Source organism: Nostoc sp. UIC 10630, from assembly GCF_010747425.1.
Classification (GTDB): domain Bacteria; phylum Cyanobacteriota; class Cyanobacteriia; order Cyanobacteriales; family Nostocaceae; genus Nostoc.
Genome location: NZ_JAAGOG010000185.1, coordinates 1 through 15,747, shown reverse-complemented (window position 1 = coordinate 15,747; position 15,747 = coordinate 1). Strand labels below are relative to the sequence as shown.

General features: G+C 42.2%; 17 protein-coding genes. 4 read left to right on the top strand and 13 right to left on the bottom strand.

The annotated features are described in order from the left end of the window. Positions 1 to 138: 138 nt before the first annotated feature. Positions 139 to 294, bottom strand: a complete 156-nt coding sequence (locus G1O98_RS30120) for a hypothetical protein (protein ID WP_163935961.1) — start codon at positions 292 to 294, stop codon at positions 139 to 141. 120 nt (positions 295 to 414) lie between these two features. Continuing rightward, positions 415 to 1,014: a hypothetical protein gene (locus tag G1O98_RS30115; RefSeq protein WP_163935958.1), complete on the bottom strand. Its 600-nt coding sequence runs from the start codon at positions 1,012 to 1,014 to the stop codon at positions 415 to 417. A gap of 213 nt (positions 1,015 to 1,227) precedes the next feature. On the opposite strand from G1O98_RS30115, the gene G1O98_RS30110 reads away from it, so the two are divergent. From G1O98_RS30110 to G1O98_RS30100, 3 genes are all read left to right on the top strand, one after another. Then, a complete protein-coding gene (locus G1O98_RS30110; protein WP_163935955.1) occupies positions 1,228 to 1,482 on the top strand; it encodes a hypothetical protein in 255 nt (84 codons plus the stop codon). Between the two features lie 582 nt (positions 1,483 to 2,064). Next, positions 2,065 to 3,669: a hypothetical protein gene (locus G1O98_RS30105; RefSeq protein WP_163935952.1), complete on the top strand. Its 1,605-nt coding sequence runs from the start codon at positions 2,065 to 2,067 to the stop codon at positions 3,667 to 3,669. Between the two features lie 88 nt (positions 3,670 to 3,757). Continuing rightward, positions 3,758 to 5,206 carry a hypothetical protein gene (locus G1O98_RS30100; protein WP_163935949.1) on the top strand — a complete coding sequence of 483 codons (1,449 nt, stop codon included), beginning with the start codon at positions 3,758 to 3,760 and terminating at the stop codon, positions 5,204 to 5,206. A gap of 85 nt (positions 5,207 to 5,291) precedes the next feature. Here the strand turns inward: G1O98_RS30100 and G1O98_RS30095 are convergent, their stop codons facing one another. The 11 genes from G1O98_RS30095 to G1O98_RS30045 form a co-directional block, all read right to left on the bottom strand. Further along, entirely contained in the window at positions 5,292 to 5,720 is a 429-nt protein-coding gene (locus G1O98_RS30095) for a hypothetical protein (RefSeq protein ID WP_163935947.1), read from the bottom strand. After that, the gene (locus G1O98_RS30090; RefSeq protein WP_163935944.1) at positions 5,707 to 5,928 is read right to left on the bottom strand and encodes a hypothetical protein; all 222 of its coding nucleotides are present in this window, start codon (positions 5,926 to 5,928) and stop codon (positions 5,707 to 5,709) included. The genes G1O98_RS30095 and G1O98_RS30090 overlap by 14 nt, the downstream gene beginning before the upstream one ends. Before the next feature lie 44 nt (positions 5,929 to 5,972). Continuing rightward, complete coding sequence (locus G1O98_RS30085) at positions 5,973 to 6,176, bottom strand: hypothetical protein (protein ID WP_163935941.1); 204 nt, start codon at positions 6,174 to 6,176, stop codon at positions 5,973 to 5,975. Between the two features lie 141 nt (positions 6,177 to 6,317). Continuing rightward, a complete protein-coding gene (locus tag G1O98_RS30080; RefSeq protein WP_163935938.1) occupies positions 6,318 to 7,376 on the bottom strand; it encodes an RNA-directed DNA polymerase in 1,059 nt (352 codons plus the stop codon). 21 nt (positions 7,377 to 7,397) lie between these two features. After that, entirely contained in the window at positions 7,398 to 7,742 is a 345-nt protein-coding gene (gene avd, locus G1O98_RS30075; protein WP_100902398.1) for a diversity-generating retroelement protein Avd, read from the bottom strand. Between the two features lie 134 nt (positions 7,743 to 7,876). Beyond that, entirely contained in the window at positions 7,877 to 8,731 is an 855-nt protein-coding gene (locus G1O98_RS30070) for a formylglycine-generating enzyme family protein (RefSeq protein WP_163935935.1), read from the bottom strand. A gap of 152 nt (positions 8,732 to 8,883) precedes the next feature. Beyond that, complete coding sequence (locus G1O98_RS30065; protein WP_175586930.1) at positions 8,884 to 11,043, bottom strand: SUMF1/EgtB/PvdO family nonheme iron enzyme; 2,160 nt, start codon at positions 11,041 to 11,043, stop codon at positions 8,884 to 8,886. Then, a complete protein-coding gene (locus tag G1O98_RS30060) occupies positions 11,040 to 12,125 on the bottom strand; it encodes a VWA containing CoxE family protein (RefSeq protein ID WP_163935932.1) in 1,086 nt (361 codons plus the stop codon). The genes G1O98_RS30065 and G1O98_RS30060 overlap by 4 nt, the downstream gene beginning before the upstream one ends. Beyond that, the gene (locus tag G1O98_RS30055) at positions 12,122 to 13,144 is read right to left on the bottom strand and encodes a MoxR family ATPase (protein WP_163935929.1); all 1,023 of its coding nucleotides are present in this window, start codon (positions 13,142 to 13,144) and stop codon (positions 12,122 to 12,124) included. The genes G1O98_RS30060 and G1O98_RS30055 overlap by 4 nt, the downstream gene beginning before the upstream one ends. Further along, positions 13,138 to 14,925, bottom strand: coding sequence for a TIR domain-containing protein (locus G1O98_RS30050; protein ID WP_163935927.1), 1,788 nt, complete (start codon positions 14,923 to 14,925; stop codon positions 13,138 to 13,140). Before G1O98_RS30050 ends, G1O98_RS30055 begins: the two co-directional genes overlap by 7 nt. Positions 14,926 to 14,980: 55 nt before the next feature. Further along, positions 14,981 to 15,130 carry a plasmid partition protein ParG gene (locus G1O98_RS30045; RefSeq protein WP_243458580.1) on the bottom strand — a complete coding sequence of 50 codons (150 nt, stop codon included), beginning with the start codon at positions 15,128 to 15,130 and terminating at the stop codon, positions 14,981 to 14,983. 199 nt (positions 15,131 to 15,329) lie between these two features. Here G1O98_RS30045 and G1O98_RS30040 point away from each other — a divergent pair, with 199 nt between their 5' ends. Next, a complete protein-coding gene (locus tag G1O98_RS30040) occupies positions 15,330 to 15,650 on the top strand; it encodes a hypothetical protein (protein WP_243458579.1) in 321 nt (106 codons plus the stop codon). The last annotated feature ends 97 nt before the right edge of the window (positions 15,651 to 15,747 follow it).

Here is a 15,747-nt window from a genome sequence, read left to right as displayed (position 1 = left end):
GTTCAGTGCCGCTCACGATGTGAGGTACAAGTTTTATTCCAGCGATCGCCTGATTCATATTTTGATTCAGCAACGCCGAATTTTTTCTGTTAAATCATCCAACTGAGCCTCTTGAAGAGAAAATGGGCTAATCATATTTCATGTGCCATGATGATTTCGATTGTCTAAATTTCGGTTGAACGGCGATTGTTTTTCTCTTGGACTGCGATCGCCTTTTTCACTTTCAGTACCAGGAATTTCTTTCACCTCTGCATTCGCATCTGTAGCAGGTAGGAGAATTCTCTTAGCAGTCATAGAAACCCGAATCTGAAAGTGTGATGTTACTTGCTGTGTTATGTGCAATGATTATTTGTAATTGCATATAGGTGGCGATTGCAGTTGCTTGGTGTGCAATCGCCTTTCCCCTTCAGCAACTTACGCCGCTACTGCCGTTCGGACTCCCAACAGCGCAATTACATCTTTGGCACTGCCAGCAACCCGATTCACCCCGTACTGTCTTGGTCGAGCGTACCACCCTTGTTGATTGCACCCGACGAAGCCAACCAAATGCCCGTCTCGGTAGAGTTTGGTGCTAAACGAGAGCCAATCTATCTCACCGTGGTACAGACCGAAAGCAGTGCAAGCTTCCTCCAGTTCATCGCTCAATCGCTCGTTGCGCTCCAGGGGTGTTTCTGGCAGAGTCGCTTTGACCTCTGCAACTCTGGTAGCGAACCAGTTGCGATCAAATGGGAGCCGTCCGCCTTCCACAAACTGCACCCATACCGTAATCCCGCCTTCAATCCAGATAGTGCGAACTGATTCGGGTTCGACTTCGATAATCTCGCCAATAATGCGACGGTCACGGGCAGTCAGGGGGTCTTGGGTTGGGGCTACAGCTTCGGCTTGGGATTCGAGGTGGCTGTACAGTTCTGCTTGGGCTAGCGCTTGTTCATCTCTGCGAGGGGCATCAGCAATTAGTGTTTGATTTAGCTTGAAGCTTGAAGGCGCTTGCTGTATATAGGTTGAATACGTCATAATGAGAATCTCCAATTATTTGGACAAAAAGCGATCGCTCGGTTTGCGAGACTAGAGGCGGTCGCTTTTTAATTTCGTCTTATGAATATAGTGTAATGCATTTGCACTGCAAAATCAAGACTTGCATTACAAAAGTTTTCAATATTTTCAAGTAGAGATATACTTCGATCAATTCGCTCAAATAAATGCACTGCAATACAATACATGGAGATTATGAAACTTGATGCTCAGGTAAGTTTTCGTACTAGCAGCGAAATCAAGGCAAAAATAGAAAGCCTAGCTAGAGAAGCTGGTAAGAAACCGTCACAAATAATTAATGAACTGTTGGTAAGGGCTTTAGAGACTTCAGAACAGCCTCAAAAGCATGATGAAGTACTTAGCTTAGAAACGATGCGTCAAACGCTTTTACTCGTGGAGCAACGGATGAATAAATTGGAGCAAGAATTGGAGGGAAAATTCGCAGCCTGAGAGAAGAAAATGAATCTCTCAGGCAACAACACGATCTCGTCTTGCGAATAATGAAAGGAAGCCCGCCTCCGTCAACTGACAAGGCGGGTTGACTTTTCTTAATCCAAAATGCATTATAAATGAATACAATGCATTATAATTCAAGTAACAAAAATTTTGTGTATCTTTTCACCAGGAGATGCTTATTAACGTTAACAAAGGGTTTGTATATCCTTGTAGCGACAAGAATGAGGTTGACATACTTCTTGGTGTGCTGGCGCTATAGCAAAATGCCTTATCAAATTTTGCTTTAGCATTCAGCATTGCTTGGTGATTACTTAAAATTAATCCCCGCTAACAGCCTGGAAAACTTAGAGCGGGGATGCCCAAATGATCATCGGTTAAGACTATGGACATTCAAAGAATATCAAATTTTCTTAAACTATGCACAGCAGTCAATTACGTTATTGACCACCAAATACCTCTGCTGTATAGATACAAAAGTGTTTTTCCTTTTGAAATACAGGTAGAACAAGAAAAAATCTTTTATCAGCTAAATGTGCTTTTTAACACCTCTCCTATCTATAAAAACAGGAGAGAAATATGCTGACACTAGACAGAGAACAAACAACAGCGCTTGATTACAGTGTTGTCAACACCAGCATCCAGGAAACCTTCACCGCAATCGACCGATTCGAGTGGCAAGCGGTAGATGAAATCCTCCAGATGCGGGAACAGCAGCTTTACCTGCAAGCTGGATATAAAAACTTTGAAGAATACTGCCAGCGTGAATTATACGCCTGGGGCGGATACCGACGAATCAACCAACTGCTAGGAGCTAAAAAGGTCATAGACACAGTTGGCGAGTTGGGCGGACACATCAAAAACGAGCGTCAAGCCCGTCCACTGCTGCGGCTAGTCAAGGAACCAGAGAAACTAAAACAAGCTGTAGCGATCGCTCTCAAAGATAACGCCTCCCCTGGTGAATCAGACTTTGCGGCTGCTGCAAATATTGTGGTTCCTCAACTTCCACGCAAAAAGCAATCTACTCAGGAACCAATGGTTCCCAAAATCCAAGAACCAGTGGTTCCTCAAAAAGCCATTGTCACAGTTTCACAACAGTCCCATCCCAGATATGGAGAAGAGGGAACCATTGAGGCAGATGCACCAAACCATTGGCAGCAGATTGTCACCTTTGCTGATGGCGAAAGGATGTTGGTCAACAACACCGATTTGGATGCCGCCAGCGTTCCATTTTCCAGAGAACGCACTTACCCCGCAGAATATACGGAAGCGATCGCTGCTATTGAAGAACGTCATAAACAGGAGTTAGAGCGACTTTCCCAAGATATAAGGATTGGTTTGCAAACAGATGCCACAGCCAGAGCAGAAGCCCAGGTACAAGAGCAAATCCAATCTCTGCAACAACTATTCAAGCAACAGAAAGAAGAAAATATCCAGTTACAGCAACGGCTTTCGGAAATGGAAGGGTTGAGAAAGCTGGAGGCTGAGAACCAACAGCTTAGGCAGCGTATTCAAGATTTGGAAAACGCAGTACAAGAACGTCCTCAACAGCAGTGGGGAAATACCATGACCCAGCAAGCAACCAAAGTTTTGAACAAGCAAGTCAAACAGGCGTTAGAGAAAACTATTGATTTGCGATCGCTAGCAGTTGAACCGCCCAAGGAGAATGCCCAAGAATGCTTACGTTTAATGGGTATGGCGTTGAAGAATCTTGCCAGTGCTATGAACAACACCCAAGCCCTGGAAGCGGCAGCGATAATTCTGGGAAGTGAACCTACACCAGCTGCGATCGCATATCGAGCCGAGCAACTAGAAATGCTTCCCCAGGCGGTTAGTGATATTAGGGCAGTGCTAACTAAACCGGGGTGTACGTGGCAGGAGTATTGGGATGTTGCCCAAGAGTATGAGGTTATTAAACAGGACTACTGGGCAGAATTGACCACCCAAGAGACTGATTTAATTACCGCACTTCAAACGGCATCTACCAAGCCGGACACTATTAGCGTTGGTTCTATCGTGTCTCATGCTGACCCTTACCGTACTTTGTATGTCGAGATGGGTGAGGTAGTGCAAGATTTGGGCGAGGAAGTGGTGGTTGCCTGGGATTGCTGGAAGGAGCAATCAAAAAAGACTGACAGGTATTTCCGAGATGAGTTGCGCTTTTGGAAAGACGAGAAGCAGTAAATAAACACTCGCCTTGAGATAGCTAAAAGACTTAAACGCGGTATTGCAACCATACCGCTCACATTGTCATGCAAATTTTGGGGGAAATATGACTACAGCGTTAAAAGCAATCAACGGTGGGAACAAACAGCGAAGCGATCGCAAACTTACTGACGCAGATAAATCGATTAGACCACATTGCAAAGTATCGATTGAGGATATCAACTGGGTTCGTCAGCAGCCTCCATCTGTGCAGCAGCTTTGGTTAGATAGCGTGGCGGCTGAACAATTCGGGGGTTCTGCCCACAAACTCGATACTAACCTCACCTACAAATCTTTGCAAAAAGCAGGGGCGGCGTTGACTGCCCAAGGATTGTTTCAGTTTGAGGAAGTGTTTGGCCGCTTACCTTCCGGCAGACCTGGATTGATCAGCTACCGTGTCCGTAACTTGCACGGTTATTACAATCGGTTTTACTGGGAATCCTCCACGTCTGCGGAAACCAATTCTTGTGACGAGAAAGCCGTCCATGCCGGGGAGGAAGTAAACCAGCCCGGACGGAATGAAAATCACCCTGGCGTGGAACAAATTCAGTCTGATTTGGAATCATTCCAAAAGAATGGTCAAAAAAGTGAGGATTTGCAAGGGTTCCAAAAACCTAACAACGTTTCTAACTACCCGTTAACTACCTACCAACAACCAATTAAGGTTGTTGGTATGGTAGTTGATTCTGACGCGCTTGCTCGAAATCTGCGTGTAGAGAAGACGGCTCATGCGCCCTTGGGGGGCGCGTCGCCTTCACATATCGAAAGCACGTCAGAACTTGAAGAATTGCCTGTGGCAAAGGATTGTACATCGCTGGCGCTTGTGGATGCTGCATCGAGTCAATCCGCTTTGTTGTTGGCTGAAAACCAGGATTATGGTGTTGAGCCGAGAGAGTGTGATGAAGGTGCTTGTTCCGCCGCGCCCGTTGCTCAAAATGAATTTTCTGGCAAGGAAGCGATCACTAATCAAACTCAGGGACAAGTAGAACAGGGTCAATTTGCTTCGTTGTCGGGAGAAAATCGAGTCTCTGGTTTTGAGCCGAGAGAGTGTGATGAAGGTGCTTGTTCCGCCGCGCCGGTGTCATTAAATCAAAGTGAGATATTTGAATGGCTGGATAGAGCAAACCTTGGAGAATGCCCCCCATTGTCGGTAATCCAATATTTGCTAGACAGCAAGTATTACGCCAGCATGAGGGCATCAATCAGCAAGTTTGAGAAGCAGTGGAATCTATCCGTAGTCAATTATCAGGTGCAAAAATCTAGTGAGGCGTTGTTGACCGCCGTTCGCGGAGCGTCTCGTAGAGAAGACATCGCCGTAAGATCCAAAGCTAGACTATTGCGAATGGAGAAACTGAAGATGGCTTCTCTGGTTGGGGAAAATCCTGGTTTTGACTTCCTCCAACAATGTTGGAATGATGATCCGGCTTTGCAGATTGTAATCAAGAAGTTGCTGGCGAAGTTTTCGCAATGGGGTATTGCGGTTGTTGATGGGGTGCTGGTGGATTGGGAGGGGTAGCGCGATCGCTATTCATTTCTGACTGGAACTTGATGGGAGATTGTGAGATCAATTCATCCCCGGATTCAGCAACACCAAATAATAGTTATTTTGGGAGTTTGTTCTTCGGACTTACTACAAAATATAGCTGTGAGCGATAGAAACAAACATCAAACTCCATAAAAAAATTTACTTGTCCTAAAATTAGAGGAACTTGTACAGCTTTTGTCCAAGCAAATACAAGTTGCACAGGTTCAAACTGACCCACTATTGCTTGAATGACCACAACACGAGCTTCAAATTGAGCCAGATTTCCTGTTAGATTTAGGGTTGCTGTTTGACGTTCCCAAACATATCCCAAATCGATACCTATTGGATAGGGCAACACGTTGACTGTCGCTCCTGTATCTAACAGAGTAGATGTGATGGTAGAATTTTGGGGACTTGTAAGTGTAATTGGCATCTGAGGGCGAAAACCAGCCTCTCCCAATCTTGTATCAGCGTTGACAAAAGGAAATTGCTCAACATTCGGCATTGTTTTGAGTTTGCGTTGCTTGTAAAACTTCTAGCATCGTGTTTGCTGCTTCAAAAGCATTATATGGCGACCAAACAGGATAGGATTGCTCTGGTTTAATTAAGTCTGCCTCTTGTTGGGCTAATCCTGAAATCAAAACTTGTACAATATAAAGTTTTTCAGCACGGCTAAGTCCTTGCAGTATGTTCAGTAATTCTGATGAAACCATGTCTGATACTCCTGTTAGTTAAATAGCCTAACTCCATCATGGGATTACATCTGTCCAAGAGTGATCCCATTCACCAAGGACAGGAATCTACTGTTGTAGGGTTGAGCAACTGTTCGGTTTGCACCTACCAAGCTACCCAACCCAGTTTTATATTTGGATATCGTCACCGACATCACAGGTGTAGGCTGGACTCTTCGGTTGCACTCTCGACAGATTCCCACCTGCCAACTCTCGCGGTGAAGAGACATCCCGGCAGCGCACACAATACGAAAACCAGTATTGTTGTTGTGGTTGTCGCGCGTGTTGTTGTTGTTGCGATACGCGGAACGGCAGTTTTGAGGATTGTTGTTCCAGGAACCGCCCCGCAGTCGGGTTCGCCTACCCCTTCTCTACTTTCTCCTAAAATGGAGGGAAGTAAATATCTGTTTGCGTAATTGCCAAGTATCACCATGTTCTAAGTGAGCAACCCAACTTCTTATGGATTGAGTTACTTGATTAAGTTCAAGTTTACCTTGAGCATAGTCTGTTTTCAATCGCTTGAGTCTGCGCCTTGCATGATGTAAATTACTATTTCTTACCCGTATTCTGCCTGAAAATACTCTAAACCCTAAAAAAGTTGCACCGATTTTCGTTTCAAATAATTGGCTTTTGATTGGGTGAATTTTGAGCCTTAATTCAGCTAAATATACTTCTATTTGTAGTCTGGCATCTGCTAATAATTCTCTGTCATCACTAAATAAAGCAAAGTCATCGACATAGCGGACATATTTGGATATCTTTAGCTGTTCTTTTACAAAATGGTCAAAACCATTTAAATAAATATTGGCAAAAAACTGACTTGTTAAATTTCCGATTGGTAAACCTCTTCTCCGAGTCACAGGAGTAAGTAAATCATCCCCAGGAAAATAATCAATTACCGCCTCTTGTTCGTTACTGTTGCCGATAATAGTATCAATTAGCCACAAAGTATCAGGACATTTTATTTTTCGGCGTATTAATTCTTTTAAAATTATGTGGTCAATAGTGGGAAAATACTTTTTGATATCACATTGAAGGACATAGCGGCTGTTCCGGGCAAAGTGAGTAAATTTTTTTAATGCTCGATGCGTCCCAAAACCAATTCGATTAGCGTAGGAGTCACCAATAAAAGTTCTCTCAAAAATTGGTACGATGATATTGCACAGGGCATGATGAACAACCCTATCCCGATAGGGTGCGGCGGAAATGAGGCGACTTTTGGGATTTATCAGGTGAAAGATTCGGTAAGCTCCTGGTTGATAGCTTTTATCTGTTAAGTTTTGCTGTAATCTAATTAATTCCGTTTCTAAATTATAATTAAACTCTAAAATATTATCCCGAAATCTCTTGCCTTTTTGTGCCTGACGAGATGCTAAAAGTATATTTTCAAACTTGATGATTTGAGGGTAAAGATTGCCGTAACGTTTCATTATATTTAATGTTCAATTAACTTACTTTTCCCTCTCTCTTTGTTTCTTAATCCATCCACCTAGTTCAATACCAATTTCATCTAATAATTTTATGGCATATTCGTATCGCTCGACTGATATTTTATTGAAATCAAGCAGCATTCGTGTTTGATATCGTAAAATATCTAACTCTGTATTGAGAGATTCTAGTTGAGGCAGTTTATTTTTGGCATATTTGGCTTTAATTAATCCCTCCAATAAATCATACAGTTGATTAATTATCCTGTCTCCTAAAGAAAACTTATGAATTTTCGGCAATCGCTCAATAATTGGCACATACCATTTAATACAATCATAAGTCTTTTGGATTACTGATAATTCTTTCATTCCATTTATAAATCTTAATTTTTTTTCTACTAACCCTTGATTTCAAAAAAAATTAGATCGTTCCGCTTCGCTACACTCAACAAGGGTAAAAAGAACAAGTGTAAAGGGCAAAAGAGAAAAAGTATAAAGGGCTACTAAAGAATCCTCCCGGCAGCGCACACAATACGAAAACCAGTAAAGTCGTAGCGGCGGTCGCGCGTGACGTTGAAGTTGCGAAACGCGGAACGGCAGTTCCGAGGAATGCCGCCCCAGGAACCGCCCCGCAGCACGGCACGTCCTTGCTTTTGAGAAAGGTTATCATTGTCATCAAACCACGGACTACCATCTGTTGGCGCACTTTCATAATTTTCGTGCCAATCATCCAGACACCATTCGTCTACGTTTCCGTGCATATCGTATAACCCAAAGGCGTTAGCTACCCCAAAACTGCCCACAGGCGTAGTCTCTTCTCGATAGATACCTTTTGGCCCTCGTCCATAAGAACCCGACCATTTATATTCTTCGTTATCTGTACCCCTGTAATTGGCAACATCAGTTGTAATTGTCTCGCCAAAGTGAAATGGGCTGGTAGTTCCAGCGCGACAGGCATATTCCCATTCTGCTTCACTGGGTAGCCGATACTGCCTTTTTGTATGGGAGGATAAGCGATCGCAAAACTCTACCGCATGGTACCAGGAAACTTGCTCTACAGGTCGTTTATCCCCTTTGAAACGCGATGGGTCAGCTTCTAGCTCAATATTTACTTGCGGTAGTGCTGCTACGGCTTTCCACTGTGCCTGAGTGACTGGATACTTACCCATGCAAAATTGCTGAAGGTTTACTAAATGCTGAGGACTTTCTGAATCTCTGCGCTCTAATTCACCCTCTGGTGAACCCATCATGAAGCTACCCCCAGGAATCAGTACCATATCTAGCGTAATTCCGTTGCCCAGGTCTTCTACGTAGTATTGGGCTGTCTTCTGTGTTTCGTTTATAACTATTTTTGGCATTTATTACCACTTGCTTTATTTTTTTGCTTGATTGTAAGTTTAAAAAATTCCCAGGCTTAATTTCAAAAAAAATAGATCGTTCCGCTTCGATACACTAAACAAGGGTAAAAAAACAAGAGCAAAGGACAAAAGAGGAAAAGTATAAAGGGCTACTAAAGAATCCTCCCGGCAGCGCACACAATACGAAAACCAGTACTGTCGTTGTGGCCGTCGCGCGTGCCGAGGTTGACGCGAAACGCGGAACGGCAGACCCGAGGATTGCTGCCCCAGGAACCGCCCCGCAGCACGGCACTTCCTTGTTTCTGATAAAGATTATCATTATTGTTGTCAAACCAAGCACTTCCATCTGTTGGCGCATCTTCATAGTTACCGTGCCAATCATCGAGACACCATTCCAAGACGTTTCCGTGCATATCGTATAACCCAAAGGCGTTAGCTACCTCAAAACTGCCCACAGGCGTAGTCTCTTCTCGATAGATACCTTTTACCCCTGCGCCATAAGTTTCAGTAGCCCTATAGTTTGCTAACTCTGATGTAATTGTCTCGCCAAAGTGAAATGGGGTGGTAGTTCCGGCTCTACACGCATATTCCCATTCTGCTTCGCTGGGAAGACAGTAGCTTTTTCCTGTATGTTGGGAGAGGCGATCGCAAAACTCTACCGCATCGTACCAAGATACTTGCTCAACTGGTCGATTCGCACCCTTAAAATTAGATGGATCGGGGTTTAGTTCTCGGTTCACCTGGGGTAGAGAGGCTACTGCTTGCCACTGTGCTTGAGTTACTGGGTATTTGCCCATAAAAAATCCTGGGACAATTACTTGGTGTTGGGGAAGTTCATCATCATTGCTATCTTCTTCATTCTCTGGTGCGCCCATTGTAAAATAACCGTATGGAATCTTTAGCATCTCTAGTTCCACACTATCGCCTAATTTTTCAGTATAAAACTCGGCTTCTTTGGTTTCTGTTTTGATGATCGTCTCTAATTCCTGAATCAAGTCATAGATTCGTTCCGATTCCTCAGATTTTAACTTGGAAATAGTTAAACGAGGATTGCGAATTACCAATAAATCCTTCAGTATCTCATCTTGCTTTATTGTTTCCTTGAGTAGTGGTTTGTCTAATAATTTGGTTACAAAACGAAGGCGTGCTTTAGGTTTATTCTGTCCACTATTAAAAACATTTTTATCAATCCAGTAATCAATATCAGGAGATTCTTGTAACTCTTTTAAATCTATAATCTTTGCAGTTGCATATATTCCAGATTTTTTCCCAGAAAACCAAATTACAAAGCCATCTTCGATAGCTATCTCCTCAGCATAACTTTTGATTTTAATTGGCCAGAAGACTTCTTCTAAATCCCGAATAGCATCGAGCAATCTATAAGATTTAGAACTCGCCTGAAATAGCCATTTAATATTTTTTACAGTATTTAAGCTTTTTTCAATGGTCGCAACTTGAAAAGTACAGATTTCAAACTCGGATTCTAATACAGTTGCTATTTTAAATTCAAAGGTTTGTATTGGTGGGAAGCCTTCCAGATTAGGAACTATCTGCCTAGAAGATGTCAAAGTCCTTGCTAACTCTTCTGGTAACAACCTATCTGGAAACTTCAGTTCCAAATCTTCGACCCGATAAGAATTACGCAGTTCTGCTACACTGACTTGTTCTGGTGTTCTTAAGACTCGCTGTACCAGTCTTGCATAGTCTAGTAAAGTTGGCTCTTGCTTTAGCTGAGGTGATAATTCTTCGGTAATGTGGGTCAATCGCGCTAATTCTGCCCGAATTCCTGACTCGGTACGACTTGCTTCCCCTGCTCCATTACTGGTTTCTATGAGGCGTTGAGCAATTTCTCGTACTGCTTGTTTGCACTGGTTATCGCCCAAATATACCATTGCTGCCCAGCGTTGAGCTTCTATTTCTTGTTGTCGTCTTCCTAGATTAAGCCGACTTAAATAGCTAACATAACTGTATAAGACCTGGGCTACTTCCTGCATTCGCCGCTTGCCAAAGCGCGGGTTTTGCTGCATTTGCTCTAGCAGATATTCCCGCACATGGGTTTCCATTGCGTAAAGTTCGTAACCAACTTGACCACATAAATCAGACAACAACAGGTCAACCTCTGCGACCCAAGGAACTTGCTCACCGCGCAAAAACTCATTTCGTAAGTAGTTTACTAATTCTGGAGTCAGTACCAAAGGTAATGCCGCATGATACGCTAATAGTCGATAAGACTCATCAAAACGCCGCACAAATCTATCTACTGCTTGTTTCGCCTGTTCTCGCAATTGTTCTCTATCAGCTAAATCTGTCATGAGAAAGGTAAATGTAGGTGTTGTCCACGCACAATATCAATAGCATTACTTAAGCCATTATTATCCATCTGATACATTTGCACCAAATTAGCAATGATTTCTGCTGAACTGCCAATCCAGCGTTCTTCTGGCATCGGATTTAACCAAGCAATCAAAGAAGTGTAGCGCTTAAGTTGAAATAAAAAACTGGTAGTCGCTCGAATTCGCTTTAACTCCCGATACCCTCGTGCTGCCCCAGCATCACTGACAATCAATATACTACTTTGATTATTGCAAACCGCTAATACAGTTTGTAAAGTAATTGGTTCTGTCAGGTAGATATCTTTGTAAACACTCGTAGCAGGTACGTTATGGAAATAAAATACATCTACTTTCTCCGGTTGCAGAGAACTTTCATACATTGCCGTTTCCACTAAATCACGAGTAAAGCGATGAAACGGGTTCATTGAGCCATTTTGGTCAAGCAGCAGTAAAAGATGGGCATTGTTCCTTTCTTGCCTGCGGTAGACTGGAGCTAAATAAAATCCCTGGCGACTTGCTTGCTCAATAGTGGCATCAATATCTAAAACATTTAATGGCCCATCCCCAACAGGTCTGCGGAGATATCGCCAGATGTAGATCATCGAGCGGCGATTCATAGGATAATATGCTTGTAATGCAAATGTGTCCTCGGTTTCCGCAGGTTCAAAGGGCGCTCGAATCGGTAGTGATGATAATTCCGATTCAGGTTTTACCTCGGTTACAGCATCTTGGGGCGGTAGTGGTAAGGAAATTTCTGGGGGTTCCTCCACCGATTCTTGATGAGTTTCGGGCTTTGGTTCTTTCTGAAACGTTTTTTCAGGTTGTTTGGTAGTTGAATCGACTTGTAAAGACTTCCAGATGGGGTCAAACTGGCTTTGTTGCGATGGAGAGTGACACCATAAAATTTTTAATGTCTGCCTTAGTCCTTCTGGAGTTTCACCAAATCCCCCTTCAACCGCTTCTTTTGCTGCCAAAAGTTCTCCCACACCAAGTTGAAAACCACTTTGGCGTAGGCGAATAAAAACGCGAGTAATTAAATCTTGAGGATTAAAGGAACTCATGAGGCTTTAGCATATTTCTTCCAGTCTTGCTGAAGCTTAAATAATAACTCTCGGTAGGGAAGTAATTTGTCTTTTTTCAATTGCGCTGCATTGTATGGTTTTGGCTCAAAGGTATGGAGTGCTTTTAGCCAATCAAGAAATTCACTTGTTCCCGGTTTTTTAAATAGTCCACCTTCATTCCACACAGATAAAAATCGATCAATTGCATTCTCTACTAAAGCACTAGGTGGAGGTGTTTCCTCACGAATTTTATAATGCTTTTCGATAATTTCCTGCAACCGCTCTTTATCATTAGGAAAGTCTACATAGTAATAGAGGCAACGTCGCAAAAATGGTGCAGGTAAATTACCTTTTTCTTTATTACTGGTTATGATGACAATTGGCCTACAGTCAATAACATTATCTTTAGCATTTTTACGTGGGTAAGTAGCGCGAATTGTTTCCCCAGTTTCTTTAATCTTGAATTCCCAAGGCTCATCTAATACAGTCAGCAAATCATTAGGAAAATCCAAATCTGCTTTATCAATCTCATCAATTAACACAACTGCTGGACAACTTTTAAGTTTAAATGCCTTTCCTAACGCTCCAAACTTACGGTAGTGCTTGGAATTAGCAGGATTACGATTTACCCTTTCTTCGTCTTCATCTTTGTCTGTTTCTGCTGCATCTACTGGCGCTACTGGTGGTTGTTGCACTACGTTCTGTGTTTGCACATCATGCAGTCTTAGAATCGCATTGTATTCATAGAGTCCATCCTGAGCCTTTGTAGTAGAGCGCACGTCCCAACGGTAGAGGGGTAATCCTAATTCATAGGCAACAGCCGAAGCTAGGCGAGTTTTACCACATCCCGCATCTCCTTCTAATAATAATGGTCGCCTGAGATAGATTGCTAAATTGACGGCTTTTTTTAATTCGGGAGAAATCACGTAGGGTTCTGGATGCATTGGTGAATCCTGATGTGGATTCTCAAGTTGGGGATTGGAATTGCCTGTAAATTCTAATCGTTGATTTGCTAACATATCTTAAATTCCCTTTCCAAAATGGAACATATAGTGTCTGGTGTCCCTTCACTTTCTCGATAAATTTGCTCTGCTAATTGTAAGCTTTCTGCATTAGATAATCCTCGAAAACTAATTAGCCATTTTTTTATATCTTCAACAGTCCAATCTGGCAGAGGAAGTTCAATAATTTTGTGATGGTCAATTTTATTCTTTTTACAAAAATAATCTGGAAAAGAAGAACGTTTTGGAAACACTGAACTTTTGGCAATGAGAGCGACAATAAATCTAATTTTGCTATAATCTTGAAAAATTGGTTCAAGTTCGCATATTATAACTTTCCAGAATTTTTCCATAAACCAATCTAAAAATATTTTTTGCTCAAGAACATTATCCCAGTTCTCAATTTTAATAAACACGGTGCTAGCACCTCTAAGCGATGAGCAAAGTGTTCTGATACTGTCGCTTAAGTGAACTTCTGAACTCTGGCTTAAATGACTTGCTAACCTTTTAGAAAACTCAGCTTCATTAAATTCAGAAATAGGTGAACCTAAGTCTACTGGGTAAGGTCGGAAATCTCCGATAATTTCGTCTCCTACTTTGCAATGGCTAATAATCAAATCTAAAACTTCATTAATACAATAACTTCCCTTCTGTTTTGTACATCTCTGTAAAAAGATAAGAATTGCACCACTTTCATCACCAAATTTAGTATTGACTGATTGAGCAATCTTTTTAGCTTCGGAAAAATTAATTTTTTGAAAGCTTTTGTCTAAACTTAAATGACGTAAATTAGAGCTTTTATCTTGAGTATCTAGCTCTTTCAGTTTTGCATCTAACTCTTCAATTTTCTGTAAAATATTCTCAGCCTGATTATTTAGTTTCAATTCATCAACAGCACTAAGAGTTCCTTGTAGCTGAGATTCTATCGCCGCTAATTCATTATTTTTCTGAGCTAGTTGCTTAAGATAAAAATCTTTTCTTAAATTTGGTAATGCTTTATTGGTAGTCCTATCTTGGTTATTACGATTCTGCTCAATGGGCGGTTGTTCAATGTTATATATAATTGCGTCTGCTTCTATCTCAGAATTATCAGCCGCTTGCAATTGTTGTTCGATTGCATCCAACTTGTCACCAAGTTCCTTCAGTGTGCGCTCCTCTGACTGAAGCTGTTGTTCATGTTGAAACTTGCGCGATACATCAGTTTCAATAACCAATGCTATTCGTAGATTTGCAACTTTTTGGCTTTGAAGGGTGTAGGCTTTTTCGAGTGAGTCTTTTTCAGAAAGCAATCGCCGATTTTTATCGTTACCCAATCTCTCTACTTCCTCTAAAACTCTTTTGGGTGGGATGTCTCCTGGTTTTTGCTGCAACTGTTCGCTACTGTGGGGGTTTTCTCCAGTTATACCCCACTGCAATAAATCTAAAGCAGCCTTGTCATCAACTCCATTAGAAAAAGTAACCCATCTTAGCTGCTTCAAAAACACTAAATCTTCAGGTAAATTATTTACTCCAGGCAGTAATACAGGAATCACAGGAATTTTTTTCTCAACGCACTCTGCTATGAACGCTTTTAACTCCCAACTCTGCCAGCGCCCTAACCCTTGTAAACCAATAAATATAGCGGCAGACTTAACCAGTGGAATTGCTTGTTGTATCTCGTCTTGGAATGAACGTCCTGGTGGTATTTGCTCCTCATCTATCCAATATGCTATGCTTCGCTGCTTGAGTGCAAGTGCGATCGCTTTAACTTCAGGTTTATCTTGGGTATTGTGCGCTAAGAAAACGTCAAACTGAGTCATTCAAAAATCCCTTCTGCCCTTTTCTTACCCCAGGGTTTACTCCAAAGCCCATTGCTTACCCCTTACACTCACCAACCGATTGCACTTCACTAGCTAACCACTGCTCAATCATCTCCACTACAACATGACTCATCTTCAGCCCACGCAAAGCACAAGCTGCATGAAAGCGTTTCTTTAGGTCGTCTGTGATACTAATCTGCATCATGGTTAATCTAGATAGTTCCTATATAAAGCTACAAATATATAAGACAGGATTCCAGACTGACTATAGCAGTCTCAGTAAATTTACGATAGAGTCCGCTTAAGCAAATTTAAGCTTATTTGCAGAATACTCGCTTTTTGCCCTATTCAGGCTTTATTTAAGCGCTTAAAACCAATTTCCCGCTTGAATTGATTGGTTGATTGTGACCGTTTCATCACAATCACATCCTCGTTATGGGGATTCGGGAATGATTGAGGCTTCGGCTCCGAATAACTATCAGCAGATTGTCACCTTCAGCGATGGCGAGAGGCTGCTAGTAAACAACACTGATTTGGCTAATTTAAATGACGCAATTGTGTCATTCTCAGCAGAGCGGACATACCCAAAAGAATACGCCGAAGCGATCGCTCAAATCAAAGAGCAACACAAGCTTGATTTAGAGCGACTTTCCGAGGAATTGAAAATTGGTTTGCAAGCAGAAGCAGGGGCTAAAGCTGAAGCCCAGGTACAAGAGCAAATCTAATCTCTGCAACAACTCTTTAAACCTACATTCCGCAGGTCTATCAGGTAAGGAGATAATATTTTCGGCAAGGAGCACCGAGAAACTGGAGAATCCAACG

Excerpts from the sequence above, each read along its gene's own strand:
- G1O98_RS30120 (WP_163935961.1), bottom strand. The coding sequence starts at position 294 with ATGACTGCTAAGAGAATTCTCCTACCTGCTACAGATGCGAATGCAGAG.
- G1O98_RS30115 (WP_163935958.1), bottom strand. The coding sequence starts at position 1,014 with ATGACGTATTCAACCTATATACAGCAAGCGCCTTCAAGCTTCAAGCTA.
- G1O98_RS30110 (WP_163935955.1), top strand. The coding sequence starts at position 1,228 with ATGAAACTTGATGCTCAGGTAAGTTTTCGTACTAGCAGCGAAATCAAG.
- G1O98_RS30105 (WP_163935952.1), top strand. The coding sequence starts at position 2,065 with ATGCTGACACTAGACAGAGAACAAACAACAGCGCTTGATTACAGTGTT.
- G1O98_RS30100 (WP_163935949.1), top strand. The coding sequence starts at position 3,758 with ATGACTACAGCGTTAAAAGCAATCAACGGTGGGAACAAACAGCGAAGC.
- G1O98_RS30095 (WP_163935947.1), bottom strand. The coding sequence starts at position 5,720 with ATGCCGAATGTTGAGCAATTTCCTTTTGTCAACGCTGATACAAGATTG.
- G1O98_RS30090 (WP_163935944.1), bottom strand. The coding sequence starts at position 5,928 with ATGGTTTCATCAGAATTACTGAACATACTGCAAGGACTTAGCCGTGCT.
- G1O98_RS30085 (WP_163935941.1), bottom strand. The coding sequence starts at position 6,176 with ATGTCTCTTCACCGCGAGAGTTGGCAGGTGGGAATCTGTCGAGAGTGC.
- G1O98_RS30080 (WP_163935938.1), bottom strand. The coding sequence starts at position 7,376 with ATGAAACGTTACGGCAATCTTTACCCTCAAATCATCAAGTTTGAAAAT.
- avd (WP_100902398.1), bottom strand. The coding sequence starts at position 7,742 with ATGAAAGAATTATCAGTAATCCAAAAGACTTATGATTGTATTAAATGG.
- G1O98_RS30070 (WP_163935935.1), bottom strand. The coding sequence starts at position 8,731 with ATGCCAAAAATAGTTATAAACGAAACACAGAAGACAGCCCAATACTAC.
- G1O98_RS30065 (WP_175586930.1), bottom strand. The coding sequence starts at position 11,043 with ATGACAGATTTAGCTGATAGAGAACAATTGCGAGAACAGGCGAAACAA.
- G1O98_RS30060 (WP_163935932.1), bottom strand. The coding sequence starts at position 12,125 with ATGAGTTCCTTTAATCCTCAAGATTTAATTACTCGCGTTTTTATTCGC.
- G1O98_RS30055 (WP_163935929.1), bottom strand. The coding sequence starts at position 13,144 with ATGTTAGCAAATCAACGATTAGAATTTACAGGCAATTCCAATCCCCAA.
- G1O98_RS30050 (WP_163935927.1), bottom strand. The coding sequence starts at position 14,925 with ATGACTCAGTTTGACGTTTTCTTAGCGCACAATACCCAAGATAAACCT.
- G1O98_RS30045 (WP_243458580.1), bottom strand. The coding sequence starts at position 15,130 with ATGATGCAGATTAGTATCACAGACGACCTAAAGAAACGCTTTCATGCA.